General features: G+C 73.1%; 20 protein-coding genes. 6 read left to right on the forward strand and 14 right to left on the reverse strand.

The window, feature by feature from the left end:
* Positions 1-166 precede the first annotated feature (166 nt).
* Positions 167-880 carry a hypothetical protein gene (locus ABD211_RS20675; protein ID WP_344134344.1) on the reverse strand — a complete coding sequence of 238 codons (714 nt, stop codon included), beginning with the start codon at positions 878-880 and terminating at the stop codon, positions 167-169.
* A gap of 152 nt (positions 881-1032) precedes the next feature.
* Between ABD211_RS20675 and ABD211_RS20680 the strand changes: the two genes are divergently transcribed.
* Together ABD211_RS20680 and ABD211_RS20685 are read left to right on the forward strand one after the other, a co-directional pair.
* Positions 1033-1488 carry a S1 RNA-binding domain-containing protein gene (locus ABD211_RS20680; RefSeq protein ID WP_344134346.1) on the forward strand — a complete coding sequence of 152 codons (456 nt, stop codon included), beginning with the start codon at positions 1033-1035 and terminating at the stop codon, positions 1486-1488.
* Positions 1485-2156, forward strand: coding sequence for a hypothetical protein (locus ABD211_RS20685; RefSeq protein ID WP_344134349.1), 672 nt, complete (start codon positions 1485-1487; stop codon positions 2154-2156). The genes ABD211_RS20680 and ABD211_RS20685 overlap by 4 nt, the downstream gene beginning before the upstream one ends.
* A gap of 22 nt (positions 2157-2178) precedes the next feature.
* Here ABD211_RS20685 and ABD211_RS20690 read toward each other — a convergent pair whose 3' ends face one another.
* Entirely contained in the window at positions 2179-3138 is a 960-nt protein-coding gene (locus tag ABD211_RS20690; RefSeq protein WP_344134351.1) for a DUF1152 domain-containing protein, read from the reverse strand.
* 92 nt (positions 3139-3230) lie between these two features.
* On the opposite strand from ABD211_RS20690, the gene ABD211_RS20695 reads away from it, so the two are divergent.
* The gene (locus ABD211_RS20695; protein WP_344134355.1) at positions 3231-3623 is read left to right on the forward strand and encodes a DUF2237 family protein; all 393 of its coding nucleotides are present in this window, start codon (positions 3231-3233) and stop codon (positions 3621-3623) included.
* A 7-nt stretch (positions 3624-3630) separates the two neighbouring features.
* Here the strand turns inward: ABD211_RS20695 and ABD211_RS20700 are convergent, their stop codons facing one another.
* Genes ABD211_RS20700 through ABD211_RS20735 form a run of 8 tightly spaced genes read right to left on the reverse strand, consistent with a single transcriptional unit; the run spans position 3631 to position 10788 of the window.
* Positions 3631-4488, reverse strand: a complete 858-nt coding sequence (locus ABD211_RS20700) for a 2-hydroxy-acid oxidase (RefSeq protein ID WP_344134358.1) — start codon at positions 4486-4488, stop codon at positions 3631-3633.
* A 5-nt stretch (positions 4489-4493) separates the two neighbouring features.
* Positions 4494-4778, reverse strand: a complete 285-nt coding sequence (locus tag ABD211_RS20705) for a phosphopantetheine-binding protein (RefSeq protein WP_344134360.1) — start codon at positions 4776-4778, stop codon at positions 4494-4496.
* 14 nt (positions 4779-4792) lie between these two features.
* Positions 4793-5722, reverse strand: a complete 930-nt coding sequence (locus tag ABD211_RS20710) for a 3-oxoacyl-[acyl-carrier-protein] synthase III C-terminal domain-containing protein (RefSeq protein WP_344134363.1) — start codon at positions 5720-5722, stop codon at positions 4793-4795.
* Positions 5719-7071, reverse strand: coding sequence for a condensation domain-containing protein (locus tag ABD211_RS20715; protein WP_344134366.1), 1353 nt, complete (start codon positions 7069-7071; stop codon positions 5719-5721). The genes ABD211_RS20710 and ABD211_RS20715 overlap by 4 nt, the downstream gene beginning before the upstream one ends.
* Positions 7068-8465 carry a condensation domain-containing protein gene (locus tag ABD211_RS20720; protein ID WP_344134369.1) on the reverse strand — a complete coding sequence of 466 codons (1398 nt, stop codon included), beginning with the start codon at positions 8463-8465 and terminating at the stop codon, positions 7068-7070. Before ABD211_RS20720 ends, ABD211_RS20715 begins: the two co-directional genes overlap by 4 nt.
* Positions 8462-9637 (reverse strand): glycosyltransferase, encoded by a 1176-nt coding sequence (locus ABD211_RS20725; protein ID WP_344134372.1) that lies wholly within the window; start codon positions 9635-9637, stop codon positions 8462-8464. The genes ABD211_RS20720 and ABD211_RS20725 overlap by 4 nt, the downstream gene beginning before the upstream one ends.
* Complete coding sequence (locus ABD211_RS20730) at positions 9634-9909, reverse strand: hypothetical protein (protein ID WP_344134375.1); 276 nt, start codon at positions 9907-9909, stop codon at positions 9634-9636. The genes ABD211_RS20725 and ABD211_RS20730 overlap by 4 nt, the downstream gene beginning before the upstream one ends.
* A 6-nt stretch (positions 9910-9915) precedes the next feature.
* Entirely contained in the window at positions 9916-10788 is an 873-nt protein-coding gene (locus ABD211_RS20735; protein ID WP_344134378.1) for a methyltransferase domain-containing protein, read from the reverse strand.
* A gap of 281 nt (positions 10789-11069) precedes the next feature.
* On the opposite strand from ABD211_RS20735, the gene ABD211_RS20740 reads away from it, so the two are divergent.
* On the forward strand, positions 11070-11861 hold the full coding sequence (locus ABD211_RS20740) for a 4'-phosphopantetheinyl transferase family protein (protein ID WP_344134381.1): 792 nt from the start codon (positions 11070-11072) through the stop codon (positions 11859-11861).
* Here the strand turns inward: ABD211_RS20740 and ABD211_RS20745 are convergent.
* A complete protein-coding gene (locus tag ABD211_RS20745) occupies positions 11806-12312 on the reverse strand; it encodes a DUF6328 family protein (RefSeq protein WP_344134384.1) in 507 nt (168 codons plus the stop codon). The two genes, ABD211_RS20740 and ABD211_RS20745, sit on opposite strands and share 56 nt — an antisense overlap.
* Positions 12313-12390: 78 nt before the next feature.
* Here ABD211_RS20745 and ABD211_RS20750 point away from each other — a divergent pair, with 78 nt between their 5' ends.
* The gene (locus ABD211_RS20750; RefSeq protein WP_344134387.1) at positions 12391-13392 is read left to right on the forward strand and encodes a LacI family DNA-binding transcriptional regulator; all 1002 of its coding nucleotides are present in this window, start codon (positions 12391-12393) and stop codon (positions 13390-13392) included.
* A 5-nt stretch (positions 13393-13397) separates the two neighbouring features.
* Here the strand turns inward: ABD211_RS20750 and ABD211_RS20755 are convergent, their stop codons facing one another.
* Entirely contained in the window at positions 13398-13973 is a 576-nt protein-coding gene (locus ABD211_RS20755; protein ID WP_344134390.1) for a TIGR03086 family metal-binding protein, read from the reverse strand.
* Positions 13974-14067: 94 nt separating this feature from the next.
* On the opposite strand from ABD211_RS20755, the gene ABD211_RS20760 reads away from it, so the two are divergent.
* The gene (locus ABD211_RS20760) at positions 14068-15084 is read left to right on the forward strand and encodes a LacI family DNA-binding transcriptional regulator (RefSeq protein WP_344134393.1); all 1017 of its coding nucleotides are present in this window, start codon (positions 14068-14070) and stop codon (positions 15082-15084) included.
* On the opposite strand, the gene ABD211_RS20765 is transcribed toward ABD211_RS20760, so the two are convergent.
* Positions 15024-16046, reverse strand: coding sequence for an ROK family protein (locus tag ABD211_RS20765; protein ID WP_344134397.1), 1023 nt, complete (start codon positions 16044-16046; stop codon positions 15024-15026). The two genes, ABD211_RS20760 and ABD211_RS20765, sit on opposite strands and share 61 nt — an antisense overlap.
* A complete protein-coding gene (locus tag ABD211_RS20770; RefSeq protein WP_344134400.1) occupies positions 16043-17080 on the reverse strand; it encodes a LacI family DNA-binding transcriptional regulator in 1038 nt (345 codons plus the stop codon). Before ABD211_RS20770 ends, ABD211_RS20765 begins: the two co-directional genes overlap by 4 nt.
* Positions 17081-17304 lie beyond the last annotated feature (224 nt).

Below are 17304 nucleotides of genomic sequence, written 5' to 3' on the forward strand. Positions count from 1 at the left end.
AAGACCAAAACGCCGAGTTAATTATCGGCAGTCCCTAAGCACCTGGTCAGAAGTTCTGTCGTTAACTCAGCGGAAGTTTGGTCGGCGTTCGTCGACCAGGAGACCGGGGTCAGCGCAACAATGGCGGCGTCGTCGCTTCACGGATCACGGCTGGCCGGTAATTCGCTCAGCAGTGGCAGAGCAGCCGCACGATGACGCAGTCCTCGTCGAGGTTGTCGAGGTAGGCGCTGGACTGTCGGGCGTAGGCGTCGTCGGCGTCCTCGCCGTCTCGGAGTTCCGCGAAAGGACCAAGCTGGTCGGGGTCGATCCACTGGCCGTCGGTGGTCAGCAGGGCGTAGGTGGTGACGGCCCACGCTGCCGCGTGTTCGATGTCCGGCCGGGGTTCGCGGGTGAGTTGGCTGATCGGGTCGGAGTTGGGTCCGAGTACCCAGATCCCGAGGCTTGGGTAGCGTTCCCAGGCTGTCTGGTGGTTGACCGCACGGATCAAGGGTTGGGCGTGGTGGTCGGCGACGGCCTGCTCGCGCGGGTAGCCTTCGGGGTCCGCTTCGTGGCGTGCCAGGAAGGTGGTCAACGGCTGCGCTGCAGGGTGATCGGCGACCAGCTTCTGGAAGTCGCGCTGCTGGGTGTGCCATTCAGCACGGGCTCGGTCAACGGCCTGCTGGCGCATCGCGTCAAAGTCGAGCAGGCCCCGTGGTCCGCCGTCGCAGTGCAGCGGCTCGGGATCGTCATCGCCATGGATGAGTCGCGGATCACCGTCGTGTTCGGGCTTGACCGCGAACCGGTAGCCGCGGCCGGCGTCGATGCGCCACCAGTCCCATGCGCCGGCGGGGTTCCAGTCGTCGGCGAGGTTGTAGTCGAACGGCGCCATCGCGGCGGTCAACGCGGCGTTGAGATCGGCTGCTCCGTACGGCTCGAGGCAGACGTTGACTCGGAACTTCGCCATCGCTCCCCCCTCGGCCGCGGTTGCACGGTGACCAGCGGGTGCAGATGCTAGCGGGTGCGGTTGGTGGAGTTCACCGGGGTTTCGTCCGGGTGAGCGACCGCGCTGCCACGAAGGGCGGGCGCTTTGTCGTAACTCAGGCCAGGGTCCGGACAGCACTTCTGGCCGAGCGCTTAGGCATGATCGGTGACCGGACGCAGTATCCGGACCTGTGGGAGTTCCTGGAGTCGCTGCAACCGGGCGACGTGCCGTCCGGCACCGTATCGGCGATCGAGTCCTTCGGTGTGTTCGTGGCCCTGGATGACGGCCCTGACCATCCCGTCGTCCCTGGCGTCGGGTTCATCACTATCCCGGAGCTGTCCTGGCGGCACGGCGAGCCGGTGGCGGATGTCGTCGCCGTAGGTCAGCGCGTCTGCGCCGAGTTCCTTCAGTTCGACGACCACAATCTGGAGGCCCGGCTGTCGTCGTCACAGATGTCGATCTTGTCCGGCGCAGGATCGTCCTCGCGCAGCGACCCGGGTCGGGTTACACGTAGGGTCGGCCGGTGACCGTGTATGACATCGCCGCCGCGTTGCCGTCCATCGAGGTCCTCCGCGGGCGGTGCCGGGCCATCGCCGTGCTCGAACGCGCCATGGACGGCATCCAGCCTTATCACTGCTATACCCGTGCGTGGGGAGATGACGAGGCGGCGCTGATGCGTGACGGCTGCGGCGACGAATGGGCCGTCGTGTTCACCGGCGAGGGCGCGTTTATCCGGGTGTTCGACCACGAGTCCGCCATGTCGCCGTACTGTGACGAGGATCGGGAGCTGTGGCCTGGACTGCTGGACGGTCTCCCGCCGGAGTTCGTGGCGCAGGTCGAAGAGCCTGCCTTCGGCGACGAGGAGGGCCATTTCGTCGCCACCGCGGTGTTGTGGCGGCTCGCCGGGGACGACCGGTGGCACGCGGGCCAGGGTATCGAATTCCCACCGTCGCGCGGACCCTACGACGAGGGCCCGGACGGTACCTATCTGCTGGAGATCCTGCTCGACGACATCGTTGACAAGTACCTCCGATATGTCGAGGAGTTCTACGAGACCTCGGTGGATCGGAACGCCGCCGAGCATGTCGTGGCAGGCCGTCCGCTCACTGACGCGGTGATCAAGGTCCTGAACCCGAACGTGGATCTCGCCCGGCTGCGCGAGGACGTCACGGCCATGGGCTATCCGCTCGCCTGACGCGGCGCCCTCCGCGTCCGTGTCACTGGGGGAGGGGGCGGCGGGGGCGCGTCGTCGGGACGGAGTCGCGATACTCCTCGATCGCCAGGGCCACCTCCATGGGGGTGCGGGTGCGCTCCAGGCTGGGCAGATAGTGGACGTGGCTCGCCAGGCCGTCCAGGTCGACGGTGAAGTACATCGCCATGAGCGGGTTGACGAACAGTTCGGTGCCGTCCGTGCGGGAGGTGACGTGGACGTCGCCGAAGTCGCCCCGGACGGCGGCCGCGACCTGGCCGTTCACGATGCTGGCGTGCAGCGGGGTGGAAGCGTTCGCGTGCGCGACCGCGTCGACATAGGCCCGCGCCGCGGCGCTGGACGGCGGGATGGAGAACCCGCCGAGGTACGCCCCGGCGCGCTGCAACGACGCGAGGTTCTCCAACACGTGCGCGTGGCAGATGCCGTGGTGGGAGTCGATGCCGAAGCCCAGGCTGACCACCGCCTTGACGGGCACGTCGAGGCCCGCCACGGCGGCGAGGCTGGTCATGTCCTCCTCGGGCGTGCCGATGCCGGCCTCGTCGCCACGCATGAGGATGTCCGTGCCGCCGTCGGCGAGCACCACCGCGTCGACGCCCAACCGCTCGATCAACGCACGGTACGCGGCCCGCAGCGGCCGCACGCCGGTGCGCGCGAACGCGTACACGACGGGATCGTGGCCGGCGCGGTCCAGCCAGCGGGCGAGCGTGCGCTCCGGGAAGTAGCGGTCGTTGCCGGGGCTGTCCGGACCGACGGCGACCAGGCCGGAACGCAGCCAGGTGTGGGCGGGGATCCGGTCGAGCTCGCTGACCGCGAAGCTGGCCAGCGTGACCCGGGTGCCCGCCTCCCGCAGCGCCAGCGCGAGCGGCAGGCCGGCGTACACGTCGAAGCCGCCGCCCGCCCCCGCGATCAGGACGTGGGTGGCGCCGCGCAGCCGACGCGACAGCTCTGGTTCGAAGATCCCGGGCACGAGCGGACGGTAGCGGCCCCGCCGGCGGCCGGCCATCGAGTTACGGCCGGCCACGTGCGGGCCCGCTGAGCGGGGCATGCGACGCTGTTCAGGTGACAGATGAGCGCAATGTGCTCGGCGGGGAGCTGGAACCGTGCGGCACGGATCCGGTCACCGGGTTCTACCGCGACGGCTGCTGCTCCAGCGGCCCGGAGGACCTGGGCAGCCACACGGTCTGCGCCGTGGTGACGGCCGAGTTCCTGGCCCACCAGCAGCGCATCGGCAACGACCTGAGCACGCCGCGGCCCGAGTTCCGTTTCCCCGGCCTGACGCCCGGCGACCGGTGGTGCGTCGTGGCGGTGCGCTGGCTGCAGGCGTACCAGGACGGCGTGGCCGCCCCGGTCGTCCTCGCCTCGACCCACGCCCGGGCGCTCGACGTCATCCCGCTGGAGGCGCTGCGCCAGCACGCCGTCGACGTGCCCGCGGACCCCGGCGCCCTCACCTGAGGGACGATCAGGCGACGGCGCAGGTGCTCAGGTAGCCGAGGACGGGTTCGTAGTCGGCCAGCAGGACCGGACCGCGACGCTGGTCGAGGGCCGCGCCGAGCGCCCACCAGACGCCCGTCGTGGGCATGCCGGCCGGCGCCACCCGCGCCGTCGCCGGCACCCGGCCAGGCCCGCACGCGGCCGCGAGCGTCGCGGTGACGATGAGCGTGGCCGGCGCGTGCGCGTCGAGTTCCGCGCTCAGGGCGTCCGCGACCTCGGACGGCGCGACGTCGGGCCGCTGGCGCAGTCCCGCCAGCGCGGGCGCCGGGCCGGCGGTCGACTGCCAGAGCAGGGCCACGCCCGTGTGGGCGTCGGGGACCGGGGTGGCCGGCGGTGCGTCGTAGGGCAGCGTCGCCTGTTCCATGACCAGCAGGAGGGCGCGCGGACAACCGCCCGTCCGGGCGTACTCGGAAATGATGTTGAGGCTGGTGAAGGGGGCGGCCGTGCCCTGGTCGCACACGGCGAACGCCATCCGGTTGCCGGGACACAGATGACTGAGGTACGCCGCGGTGGCGCGCCCCGGCGTGACGTCGGGCACCGCGTGGGCCAGCACGATGAGGTCCACCGCGCGGTCCTCGCCGAGCACCGGCCCGAGCAGCGCCTCGGCCATCTCGCCGTAGGAGTGCCCGGCGCCGCGCTCCACCACGTCCGTGCGCAGGCTCAGGCCCGCCGGCCGGACCAGATCCGACAGGTACGCCCGCATCCGCTCCCGGTGCGCGGGATCGGCCCCGATCGCCGCCTCGCCGGGGAACACCCGCCGGGCGACCGCGCGCAGCGTGAGCCCACCGGCAGGGCTGTTGCGGGTAGCCCCACCGGTTGTCCACACGCCGCTCACTCCGCGGCGAGCACGTTGGCCACGACGTAGTCGGCGAGCGTGGCGACGGTGGCGAAGTGGTCCCGGTCCAGGTCCTCCACGCTGATCTCGATCTCCAGGAGCTCCTCCAGCTCCAGCATCAGCTCCAGGCCCCGCGTGGAGTTCATGCCGAGCTCGTCCAGGAGCGCCGTGTCCGCCGAGGCGCCCGGCGTGGGCGTCTTGAGCACCCTCGGCAACAGTTCGCAGATGCCGTCGATGACGCGCTGACGCATCGCGGGGTCGAGCTGCGTGGTGGTTTCCATCGGCGGGACTCCCTTCAGTGGGTGAGGACCATGGCGGAGAACGTGGCGCCGCGTCCGGACCCGGCGGCGGCGATGAGGTAGTGGCCGCCGGGGCGCAGCAGGCCGGTGGCCTGGGCGGTGGTGTAGTTGACGAACGCGTCGGCGCAGAACATGTGCCCGGTGACCGGCACGTTGTCGAGCAGCACCTTCTCGCTGGGGTAGCCGATGCGCCGGCACAGCTTCGACCACACCACCGCGTTGACGTTGTGCGGCAGCATGACGTCGATGTCGTCGAGGCTCAGCCCGGCCTCGGTCACGGCCGCGTCGATCGCGTCGGCGAGGCTGGAGTGGTACTCCCGCTGGAACCGCGCGGCCGTGTCCTCGTGGTCGCCGTCGAACTCGCCGCGCAGGTTCACCGCGTACGCGAGCATCCGGTCGCGCGGCCCGTCCGCGCTGACCAGGCACGCCGCCGAGCCCTCGCTGAACACCGACGTCTCCGGCACCAGCCGGGCCTCGTGGGTGAACGTCTTCTCGCCGGTGAGCACGAGCGCCCGCGCGTCCGGGTCGGGGTCGGCGGCCAGCAGCCGGCCCGCGATGTCGAGCGCGAGCAGGCCCGACGCGCACGCCTGGTGGGTGACGGTGAAGCCGACCGCGCGGTCCAGCCCGAACCGGGCCCGCACCTGGTGCAGCGGGTTGTGCGGGTACGGCGATACGACCGGGAAGGTGCGCGCGTGGATGACGTAGCGCACCGCCTCCTCCCGCCCGACCAGTGTCTTCAGGTTGGCGACCGCGCCGCAGAGCAGGTCGGCGAGGTCGCCTGCCGGCTGGTGACGGATCTCGGCGAGCCGGTGGTAGCGGCGGAACAGCTTGAGCTGCATGGAAGTGAGCCCGAGCTCGTCGGCGAGCGACTCGATGGGCACCCGGCGCTCGGGCAGGTGCACCGCGACGGCCTCGATCGCGGTCACCGGACCGACCCGTCGGGGTCGGCCCACAGGTCCAGGACGGCGTCCTGCATGCCGCGCAGCACGGCCTCCGCGTCCGCGCGCGACAGGTGGTGGGTGTCGGCGGTCGCGGACAGGACGACGGCGTCGTGGTCGTCCTCCACGTGCAGGAACAGTCGCTCGCCCGGCCCGTCGCCGGCCGCGGTCCAGGTGAACACGCTCTGCTCGGCCGCCCGTGTCACGGCCGCGGGGTCCGGGGCGTCGGCGTTCGGCGCGAGCCGCTCGCCCAGCCGCCGGTCGTTGAAGAACACCTGCAGGTCGACGTCGACCCCGCGGTCACGGCTCACCCGCGCGATGAGGGCGTCGACCTGCGTCGGGTCGTAGTACGCGTACTTCGTGGCGGTGCGGCCGGCGCGGGCGGCGCGCGCGAGCGCCCCGCCGAGGGTGACGCCGTCGAGGTCGACGGCGAACAGGCCGGTCTGGTTGATCGGGGCGACGACCCGGGCCAGGCCCGGCCGGAACCGGTTGTGCACGATGACCCGGCTCACCACGGGGTTGACGCCGGTGACCCGGACCAGCGCGACGGCGAACGCGGCGAGCAGCACGGCGGCGGTGTCCGTCCCGTGCCGCGCGGCGACGACGGGGACGGCCAGCGCCATCGCCGGCGAGGCGTAGGTCGCGTCGGCGAAGCGCGGCCCGTCGTCCGGTCGCGCCACGGGTGCGAACCGGTTCGGCGTGGCCGCCCGCAGGATCGCCTCCCAGTGCCGCAGCACCGCCTCGGTCTGCCGGCGCCCGGCCGGCCCGCGCTGCCAGCGCGCCTGCCCGAGCGGCCACAGCTCCCCGGGGTCCGGCGGGGTGCGCCCGGTGACGTGGGCGATCATCGCCTGCGAGCCGAACCCGTCGGTCACGAAGTGGCACAGGACCGCGACCATGTGGGTCAGCTCGTCGCCGCGGCGCACCACGGCCATCCGCACCGGCCACTCGCTGACGAAGTCGTAGTCGGTGTCGAAGTAGCGCCGCCGGGTCTCCTCGGCGACCGCCTCCGGGTCGTCGTCGCCGGCGTCCACGACCTCGAGGACGGTGGCCCCGGAGCGGTGCAGCACCTGCCGGGGCTGCCGGTCGGGCCCCCGGTCGAAGATGAACGTGGTGCGCATCGTCGGGAACCGGCTCATCGAGTAGCGCAGCTCGGCCGCGATGTCCTCGACGGTCAGGCCGGGCGGCAGCGGCCGGGTGCCGCCGATGGGGAACCACGATCTCTGGTACGACATGCCGCCCCAGATCTCGCGCTGCCCCCAGGACAGTTCGTCCACACCGGAGCCGACGCCGGCGAACTCGACGGGGACGCGGTGGACGCGCCGGGTCGTCACGGTCACGGCCCCGCGCTGACCGGCGCGGCCGTGAGCGCCATCGTCGCGGGGTCGCTCGCCGCCTCGATGAGGACCGCCTCCATGCCGTACGCGACGGCCCGGATGACGCGCGGCGGCACATACCGGGTGTCCGCGCAGACGGTGATCATCAGCGCGCCGTCGCGGGCGTCCTCGACGTGCACGAACAGCCGCTCGAACGGCTCGTCCAGCCGCCTCGACCAGCGGAAGCCGCTCCTGGCGGCGGCCTCGTCCAGCCCGGCCGCGTCGACCGGGTCGCCCGGCTCGTCCCGGCCGGCCAGCCGCCGGTCGTTGAAGAAGCAGGCGATGTCGAGGTCGTCGCCGAACGAGGCGATCAGCTCGTCGAGCGCCAGCGGGTTGTAGTAGGCGTACTTGTAGGCGCCCATCATGGCCCGCCGCACGGTGCCCACCGCCTCGGCGAACGTCAGCCCGGCGAGGTCGGCCACGCACAGGCCGGTCTGGTTGACCGGCGCGACCACGTCGGCGAGGCCCGGGCGGAACCGGTTGCTCACCACGACCTGGGCGACGCCGACCGGGTCGCCGGTGAGCCGGCCCAGGGTCGCGAACAGTGCGGTGAGCAGGATCGGCGAGGTGTCGACGGCCAGCGCGCCGGCGAGCGTACGCAGCGCGAGCGGTAGGGCCGGCGAGACGTACTCGCCCTCCCAGTAGCGCGGCGCCTGCTCGTCGCCGTCGCCCGGCTCAACCGCGTGCGTGTCGTCGAGGACCGGGAAGCGGCGCGGCGGCACGGTGCGCAGCAGCTTGTCCCAGTGCCGCAGCGCCAGCTCGTGCTGCCGAAGACCTGCGGGGGAGGCCTGCCAGCGCGCCTGCTCCAGGGGCTGCATGGCCGGCGGCGGCGCGGCGGCCGCGCCCGTGTCGGGGTCGCGGCCGGCGAGGTCGGTCATCATGGCGGCCCCGCCGAACGCGTCCATGACCAGGTGGCAGAACACCGCGACGGTGTGCGTGGGCACGCCCCCGAGCCGTACGACCGCCATCCGCACCGGCCACTCCCGCCGCGCGTCGTACGGCGTGGTCCAGAACCGTTGCCGGATCCGCTCCGCCTCGGCGGCCGGGTCGTCGCCGGGGGCGACGTCGACGACGGTCATGCCGATCTCGCCGCGGTTGTGCACGACCTGTCGGGCGCGCCCGCCGTCGGGAAGTTCCAACAGCGTGCGCATGGTCTGGTGCCGTTCGACAAGGAACCGCAGCTCGCCCGCGAAGTCCTCCAGGGTGCTGCCGGGCGGCGCGGGCAGCGTCCCGCCGATCGGCAGCCAGGTCTCCTGCCGGCACATCGCCGACCAGATCTCCTGCTGTCCCCAGGTCAGCCCGCCCTCGCCGGCGCCCTCGCCGGCGAACGTGACGGCCAGCCGCCACTCGTGACTCATGGTCGACCTCCGGCGGCGGCCAGGTCAGCGAGGTGGTCGGCGGCGGCCGCCGCGCCGCCCGCCGCCTCGAGGGACGTGCGCACCCGCGCCGCGGCGGCCCGGTAGGCCGGCTCGTCGAGCACGTCGAGCAGCGCGGCGCGCAGCTCGTCGGGGCGCGACCGGAAGAAGCTCACCCGTCGGCCCGCCCCGGCCGCCGCCACCTGCGCGGCGTTGATGCCCTGGTCGTCCTTGACCGGCGCGACGACGAGCGGGATGCCGTGGCTGAGCGTCTCGCACACGGTGTTGAGCCCGCCGTGGCTGACGACGGCGTCGAGGTGCGGCAACAGCTGCGGCAGCGCGATGCGCGGGGTGGGCAGCACGTGCGGCGGCACCGGGCCGGGCAGCGTGCCGTCGGGGGTGACGACGATGGCCTGCAGCCGGTCGTGCAGGGGCGCGAGGGCGGCCACCATGCGCTGGTAGAACGCTTCCGCGTGGTCCATGGCCAGGGTGCCGACGGTGACCAGCACGTGCCGGCGCCCCGGGTCGAGCAGCCCGACCGGGAACTCGGGCCCGGCGCGGCGCGCGCCCACGCACGCCCCGACCAGGGCGAGCCGGCGTCCGCGGTGGTCGGGCAGGTCGGGCCGGGCCAGCGCCGCGCTGCTGAAAGAGATCACGAGGTACGGCGAGAAGCGCAGGTCGTGCGGCGGGTCGCCGGGCAGGCCGGCGTGGCGCCACAGCCCGTCGAGGTGAGCGTGGATCCACGATTCGACGGCGGGCAGCGCCTGCCGGTAGGGCCGGCCCAGCTCCATCGACGTCGGCGCGAGGCTCGCCCACGGCAGGCCGTGCCGGTGCGCGACCAGGGCGCCCGCGACGGCGTGCTGATCGACGCCGAGCACGTCGGGCCGGAACTCCCGGGCGGCGCGGTCGATCGCGTCGAGGGTGTATCTGGCGTGCGGCACGACGTACCCGGCCCAGCGCGAGCGGATCGCCGCCGCGCCGAGGTCGCCCTGGCCCCGGTGCAGGCGCAGGGGAATCGGGTAGATGGTGGCGTCCGGGCCGAGCACCGGGCGCAGGAACGACTCGGAGCCGGCCCAGGCGACCTCGTGTCCCCGCGCGCGCAGCTCGTCGGCGACGGCGGCGATCGGGTTCACGTGCCCGGACAACGGCAGGCTGACCAGCAGGAACCGGCTCATCGGGCCGGCACCCCGGCGTGGGTCGCCACGTGGCGCGCCAGGTCACCCACGGTCAGCTCGATGAGCTCGTCGAGGCTGAGCGTGGCCACGTGGCGGACGATGTCCGCCCCGTCGCCGTGGCGGCGGACCACGAGGTCGTTGAGCCGGGCCAGTTCCACGCTCTCCAGCAGCAGGTCGGCGTCGAGCCGGGTGTGCGGCCCGATGGCGGCCGGCTCCTCGCCGGTCACCTCGACGAGCAGCCCCACCAGCTCGGCCACGTACGGTTCGTCCATGGCGCCCTACGCCTGCGCGGGCCGGATCGCCCGGATCGCGCCGTAGGTCATCGCGCCGGTGGCGAACGCCTCCAGCATGACCGGGCCGGCGTAGAAGAAGCCGAGCACCTCCACGCCCCGGTCGCGGGCCAGCTCGCGGATGAACTGCCGGCCGCCCTGCATAGCGACCTGCGCGAACGTCGGGTCCCACGAGTTCGCGACGGCGGCGGTCCAGTCGGTGCCGCGTACCTGCGCGAAGCCTGCGTCGGCGGCCATCCGCTCGTGCGCCTCGATCGACTGCAGCGGCGGCATGACCTGGTGGCGCAGCACCTGCTGGTGCAGGTCCTCCTGGGCGGCGGTGAGTTCCCCGTCGCGCACGCACCAGGACGCGACCGCGAGGACGCCGCCCGGCTTGAGCACCCGGAACGCCTCGGCGAAGAACGCGGGCCGGTCGGCGATGTGCATGACGCTCTCCATCGCCCACACCGCGTCGAACGACGCGTCCGGGTACGCGGAGACCAGGAAGTCGACGGTGCGGAACCGGGTGCGTTCGCCGACGCCGTGCTCGGCGGCCCGCTCGGCCGCGCGGCCGGCCTGCGCCTCGCTGAGGGTGACGCCCTCGACCGTCGCCCCGTAGTCGCGGGCCAGCGCGATCGCCGGCCCACCGATGCCGCAACCCACGTCGAGGACGTGGGCGTCGCGCGGCACCCCGGCGAAGTCGACCAGCTCGCGGACCAGCCGGTCGGCGGCCGCGTGGCGGTCCGCCCCGTCGGCGGCGGGGCTTTCGCCCGGGTCCCAGAAGCCGTGGTGGACGTGCTCGCCCCACAGCCGTTCGTACAGGTCGATGGTGGTGTCGTAGTAGACCGCCACCGCTTCGTTGATGCCCGGGGCACTGCTCATCGCGCGACTGCTCCTCTGCCGTCACCGGGGCCCCCGTGGCCTGGTCGGTGATGGCGCTCTGTAGGGAGTGCCGTCACGCGGCGCAATCGTAAGGTCGGCTCACCGCCGATTGTCAATGCTTCGATCGGTGGCCGCGCGGTCACCATCGCTCGGCTTTTCAGGTGATTGACGCATTCAGATACATCGTCTTTATAGTCGACCGCACCTGTGCCGGCCGCCCCCACGCCGGCCGCGACGATGGTGGTGACCGACGTGACCAAGCCGGCCGTGCGATGAGCCCGGTGACCCGACACCCGGTGGATGTGTGGCTCATCCCGTTGGATCCGCCCGCCGAGGCGCTCGAGGAATGCGCTGTCCTACTGGATACGGACGAACGTCGTCGGGTGCTGTCGATGTTGGACGCCCGTAACCGGCGCCGGTTCACCGCCGCGCACGGCTCGATCCGCGTCATCCTGGCCCGCTACCTGGGCGTCCCGGCCGGCTTGATCCGCTGGCGCCGGGGCGAGCACGGCAAGCCGGAGCTCGCTGGCGGCGGGCACGGGCTGAAGGTGAACCTGTCGCACTCCGGTGACCTGGCCGCGCTCGCGGTCAGCCACGGCCGCGCGGTCGGGGTGGACGTGCAGCGTCTCGCCCCGGTCGACGCCACGGCGCTCGCCGCGCGCTACTTTCCCGAGGCGGAGGCACGCTTCGTGGCCAGCGGCGCCACCCCGGCGGCCCGGCTGCTGCGCTTCACCCGGCTGTGGACCCGCAAGGAGGCCTGCGTGAAGGCCAGCGGTGCCCGGCTCGCCGAGGGCCTCGGCCTGCCGGTCGACGGCCGGGGCCGGGGCGCGGGGCGCGGCATGATCGCGGTGCGCGGCACGGACGGCACGCTGCCCGGGCCGTACCTGGTGTGTGACCTTGACGTGCCCGCCGGGTACCGGGCGGCGGTCGCGCTCGCCGGCACCTCGCCGTTCGAGGTGGTCAGCCGCGACTGGCCCGACGCCGAGGCCGACGCGGTGCCGCGGGGGACCCGCTGGCCTATCGGCGGCGGCCGGGCACGAGCGCCATGGGCAGTACGAACCACAGCGTGCTGAACAGCGCGGCGACCAGCGCGGCCAGGATCCCGGCCAGCTGTCCGCCCGCGACCACGTCGACGATGAGGAACACCGCGCCGACCACCGCCAGCACGAGGCAGCACAGGCCGGCCAGCGCGAGCTTGTCGGAGGTGTGCACCACCACGTGCTTGACGCCCCGCTGGAAGGTGATCCGGTGCAGGGCCACCGGGGCGATGAGCAGGGCGCTGGCCGACGCGGCGGCGATGAGCGTGCACAGGTAGACGACCTGCTCGGGGTCGGTGATGGTCGTCCACCGGTTGGTGAACGGCAGCGTCAGCAGGAACGCGAACAGGATCTGTACGCCGGTCTGCGCGACCCGCAGCTCCTGCAGCAGCTCGACGAAGTTGCGGTCGGCGCGCTCGGCGGGGGTCTCGTCCGGTCGGTCGTGGGGGTGTTCGAGGGGCGCGGTGGGGGATGCGTCCGTGGCCATGGCTGACCCGGTACCCGGTCGGCCGGTAGCGCTAAACCGTGCAAACCGCTTGCACTGATGTGCACTATGCTTGCGCGCGTGACGCGCAGGCTTGCTGAGGTGGCGAAGTACGTCGGGGTGTCCGAGGCTACGGTCAGCCGGGTGCTCAACGGCCGACCCGGCATCTCGGACGGCACCCGCGCGGCCGTGCTGACCGCCCTGGACGTGCTCGGCTACGAGCGCCCGTCCAAACTGCGCGGCGAGCGCGCCCGGCTCGTCGGCCTGGTCCTGCCGGAGCTGCAGAACCCGATCTTCCCGGCGTTCGCGGAGGTGGTGGGCGGCGCCCTGGCCCGGCGCGGGTACACCCCGGTGCTGTGCACCCGCACCGCCGACGGGATCTCGGAGCCCGACTACGTCGAGATGCTGCTCGACCAGCAGGTCTCCGGCGTGATCTTCGCGGGCGGCAACTACGCCCAGGGCGAGGCCGAGCACGGCCACTACCGGCTGCTCGCCGAGCGGGGTCTGCCGGTCGTGCTGGTCAACGCGGCCGTGGAGGGGATCGGCTTCCCCCGGGTGTCGACCGATGACGTCGTGGCCGTGCAGCAGTCCCTGGCGCACCTCACCTCGTTGGGGCACGAACGCGTCGGCATGGTGCTCGGCCCGCCCGACCACGTCCCGTCCGCGCGAAAGCTCCAGGCGTACGAGGAGATCATCGCGGCCCGGGGCGGCACCAGCGAGGTGGAGCGGACGCTGTTCTCCATGGAGGGCGGCCACGCGGCCGCCACCCGGCTGATCAACCGGGGCGTGACCGCGCTCGTCTGCGCCTCGGACATCCTCGCGCTGGGCGCCATCCGGGGCGCCCGCCGGCTCGGCCGGACCGTGCCGGGCGGCATCTCCGTCATCGGGTACGACGACTCGGCCGTCATGGCGTGCACCGACCCGCCGCTGACGACGGTCCGCCAGCCGATCGAGGCGATGGGTCAGGCCGTCGTCACCCTGCTCATGGGGCAGGCGGGCGACACCTCGGCGGCCGCCGACGAACTGTTCTTCGAGCCGGAACTGGTCGTGCGGGGCTCGACCGGCCCGGCCCCGGCGCGCTGACCAACTCAGTCCTCCCAGTATCGCGAAGCGCGGCCGAACGCGTTGAGCAGGCGGTCCTGCGGATGGTCGCTGACGGGGATGGGACGCAGCCCGATGACGCCGCTGGCGCGGTAGGCGTGCTCGCGGTCGACGAACCATGCGGCGACCTCGTCGACCAGCTCCGGGTCGAGCCGACCGGACAGGCCCGCACCCTTTGCCAGGTCCCAGGAGTGGATCAGGTGGTCGGCGCTGAGCTGGCGCGCGTACTCCTCGGCGGGGGTGTCGCCGAACGACAGGTGCACCGTCCGGGTCAGGGCGCCCGGCTCCGCCACCGCCGCGATGGCCCCGGCAGCCGCGGCCCGCGTCGCGGCGGCCGGGTCGTCGCCGAGCAGGTCGCCCTCGAAACGGTCGCCGACCTCGGCGATCGTCGCGCCGGCGAACATCGGGGGCGTCCAGAGCTGCTCGTAGACGAGGTGGTTGACCAGCTCGCGCACTGTCCAGTCGGTGCACGGCGTGGGATCGCCCCAGCGGTCGGCCGGCACCTGGCCGACCAACGCCACGAACGCTTCGACGCTGCGTCGGTGGAGTTCCTCGACGTCCATGGGACACCTCCGGGGGCGAGTCTAGTTCCGGTTGCCTCACCTATGCTCTCCGTGCGGACAACGAGTGGACAATCCGGTGGAGGGGGAGGAGCAGATGAGACGCGCCACCATCGCGGACATCGCGCGCGCCGCGGGCGTGTCAAAGGGCGCGGTGTCGTACGCGCTCAACGGTCGGCCCGGGGTGTCGGACTCGACGCGGCAACGGATCCTGAAGATCGCCGCCGAGTTCGGCTGGCACCCGAGCAGCGCCGCCCGCGCGCTGTCCGACGGGCGTGCCGGGGTGCTCGGCCTCATCGTCGACCGGCCGGCCCGCACGCTCGGCATCGAGTCCTTCTTCATGCAGCTGATCTCCGGTATCGAGGCGACCCTGTCGGCCGCGTCGGTGGGCCTGCTCCTGCAGGTCACGGAGGACCGGGCCGGCGAGATGGACGCCTACCGGCGCTGGTGGGGGCAGCGGCAGGTGGACGGCGTCATCCTCGTCGACCTGCAGCGCGACGACCCCCGCGTGGGCCTGCTGGAGGAGCTGCGGATGCCGGCGGTGGTGGTCGGCGGGCCGCACGGGCTGGGCAGCCTGCCCGGCGTGTGGAGCGACGAGGCGACCGCCACCCGGTCCGTGGTGGAGTACCTGTCGGCGCTGGGCCACCGGCAGATCGCGCGGGTCGCCGGCCTGCCCCAGCTGTGGCACACCGAGATCCGCACCCAGGTGCTGCGCGACGCGGTCGCCCAGCTGAACATCGCCGACGTGACCACCATCAACACCGACTACTCCGGCGAACAGGGCGCGCAGGCCACCCGCACGTTGCTGGCCCGACGGCCGGCGCCGACGGCCATCATCTACGACAACGACGTCATGGCCGTGGCCGGCGTCGCGGTCGCGCACGAGATGGGCGTGCGGGTCCCCACCCAACTGTCGATCGTGGCGTGGGACGACTCGGCGCTGTGCCAGCTCGTCCACCCGCAGCTGTCGGCGGTGAGCCGCGACATCGCCGCGTACGGCGGACACGCGGCCCAGCGCCTGCTCGACATCATCGCCGGCAACCCGGCCGGCAACTACGAGGACACCACGCCCCGGCTCGTGCCGCGCGGCAGCACCGCCCCGCCGCCGCGCTGACCGGCCGCCGGGTCCGGGAACGGGCCGCCGTAGCGGGCCGGGTCGTGGATGAGCGCCGCCGCGCCGTAGAGGCCGGCCGCGCCGCCCAGCTCCGCGACGCCGACGCGCAGGTCCCGCACGAAGTCGAGCCGGGCGTACTCGGCGATGGCGGCGCGCAGCGGCGGTAGCAGCACGTCCGCGGCCTGGGCCACGCCGCCGCCGATGACCGCGTCGGTCAGGTCGCCGGCCGCGGCGACCGAGGTGATGCCGGCGGCCAGCGAGCGCGCGGCGCGCTGGAACGCGGCGACCGGGACCGGGTCGCCCGCGCGGGCGGACGCCGCAAGTTCCACCGCCGTCGACGCGCTTCCGGGCGGCCGCCACCCCTGGCGCAGCGCCCAGGACACCATCGACGGCCCGCTGGACATGGCCTCCACGCAGCCGCGCCCGCCGCACGGGCAGGGCTCGCCGTCGAGGTCGACGACCATGTGTCCGATGTGGCCGGCGTTGCCGGAGCGGCCCTGGTGCAGCCGGCCGAGCTGGATGATCCCACCGCCCACACCGGTGGACACGACGATCACGATGACGTCGTCGACGCCCCGGGCGGCGCCGAGCCAGTGCTCGCCCACAGCGGCGCAGATGCCGTCGCCCGCCAGCCGTACGGGCAGGCCGGCCTGCCGGCGGACGTGCTCCACGAGGGGGAACGCACGCCAGGCCGGGATGTTGACCGGGCTGACCGTGCCGGCCACCAGGTCGAGCGGGCCGGCCGAGCCGATGCCGACGCCGGCCAGGGCGCCCGGCGCGACGGCGCTGAGGTCGTCGATGAGGGCGCCGAGCTGCGGCCAGACCAGGTCCTCGCCGTCCGCGCCGGCCAGGGTGGGCCGGACCCGCTGCTCGCGCATCGTGCCCGTCGCGTCGACGAGTGCTCCCGCGATCTTGGTCGCGCCGATGTCGATGGCGATCGCCCAGTCCGCGGACGGCGTCACGGGCCTGCCTTCGGCGGCGGCCGCTCGCCCGATCCCCGCGCGACGAAGCGGGTGGGCAGGACGATCTGCTGGGGCATGCCGGTGCGCCCGGCGAGCCGGTCCAGCGCGGTCTCCGCCGCGCGGCGACCCAGGTCGACCGGGTCGTGCGCGATGACCGAGATGCCCAGGGTGGCGGCGAACTCGAAGTCGTCGAAGCCGAGGATGGCAGGCGGACCGGGCAGCCCGGCGACCGCGTTGACGACGCCCGCGGTGATCCGGTTGTTGAGCGCGAACAGGGCGGTCGGCGCGTCCGGTCCGGCCAGCAGGTCGCTCGCCACCGCCCGGGCGGTCGCCACGTCGTGGGCGCGGTGCACCCAGCGCTGCCAGTCCTCGGTGCCGGCGGCGCGCATCGCGTCGGCGAAGCCGGCGACCCGCTCGCGGGCCGTCCACACCTGGGTACGGTCGGCGACGAGCCCGATGCGGCGGTGCCCCAGCGCGATCAGGCGCTCCGTCGCCTCGCGCACGGCCCGGCGGTTGTCCAGCACGATGCTGTCGGCGGCGACGTCCACGGCCGGCCGGTCGATGAACACCATGGGCGTGCCCAGCTGCTGCTCCGGCACCAGGTAGGCGTGCTCCTCGGCGACCGGCACGACGAACAGCGCGCGGACCCGGCGCTCGAGCATGGTGAGGGTGACCCGGCGCTCGCGCTCGGGATCCTCGTCGCTGGTCGCGATGAACAGCTCCAGGCCGTGCTCGCGCAGCAGCCGCTCCGCGCCCGCGGCGATCTGCGTGTAGAACGGGTTGGACAGGTCGCCGATGACGAACCCGACCGCCGTCGAGACCGCGCCGGAGCGCAGGTCGCGGGCCAGGCGGTTGGGCCGGAAGCGCAGGGCGCGGGCCGCGTCGCGCACGCGGCGGGCGGTCTCCTCGCGCACGTTGGGCTGTCCACTGAGGACGCGCGAGGCGGTCTTGATGCTCACCTCGGCCAGCTGCGCGACGTCACGCAGCGTGGCGCGCGACGGCCGCGCCGTCGCGTCGGGCGCGTCGAGGGTCACCGCGCTCTCCTTCCGCGGCCGGAGTCGATCCCGCGCAGGATGGGGGCCGCGATGGCGCGGTCCTGCCCGAATCGTGGCGCTTAATGAATCACCGCAGTGCCAACGATGTCAACAACAGATTGTTAAATATCGAGAACATTGACACGCGCCACACGCGCTCACGCAGGTAATAGGCAACCTACTGAACCGCTTCACATTACATCTATTGACATCGTTGGTATGCG

The sequence above is a fragment of the Luedemannella flava genome, from assembly GCF_039528515.1.
GTDB lineage: Bacteria > Actinomycetota > Actinomycetes > Mycobacteriales > Micromonosporaceae > Luedemannella > Luedemannella flava.

Excerpts from the sequence above, each read along its gene's own strand:
- ABD211_RS20705 (WP_344134360.1), bottom strand. The coding sequence starts at position 4,778 with ATGGAAACCACCACGCAGCTCGACCCCGCGATGCGTCAGCGCGTCATC.
- ABD211_RS20720 (WP_344134369.1), bottom strand. The coding sequence starts at position 8,465 with ATGAGTCACGAGTGGCGGCTGGCCGTCACGTTCGCCGGCGAGGGCGCC.
- ABD211_RS20725 (WP_344134372.1), bottom strand. The coding sequence starts at position 9,637 with ATGAGCCGGTTCCTGCTGGTCAGCCTGCCGTTGTCCGGGCACGTGAAC.
- ABD211_RS20730 (WP_344134375.1), bottom strand. The coding sequence starts at position 9,909 with ATGGACGAACCGTACGTGGCCGAGCTGGTGGGGCTGCTCGTCGAGGTG.
- ABD211_RS20735 (WP_344134378.1), bottom strand. The coding sequence starts at position 10,788 with ATGAGCAGTGCCCCGGGCATCAACGAAGCGGTGGCGGTCTACTACGAC.
- ABD211_RS20745 (WP_344134384.1), bottom strand. The coding sequence starts at position 12,312 with ATGGCCACGGACGCATCCCCCACCGCGCCCCTCGAACACCCCCACGAC.
- ABD211_RS20755 (WP_344134390.1), bottom strand. The coding sequence starts at position 13,973 with ATGGACGTCGAGGAACTCCACCGACGCAGCGTCGAAGCGTTCGTGGCG.
- ABD211_RS20760 (WP_344134393.1), top strand. The coding sequence starts at position 14,068 with ATGAGACGCGCCACCATCGCGGACATCGCGCGCGCCGCGGGCGTGTCA.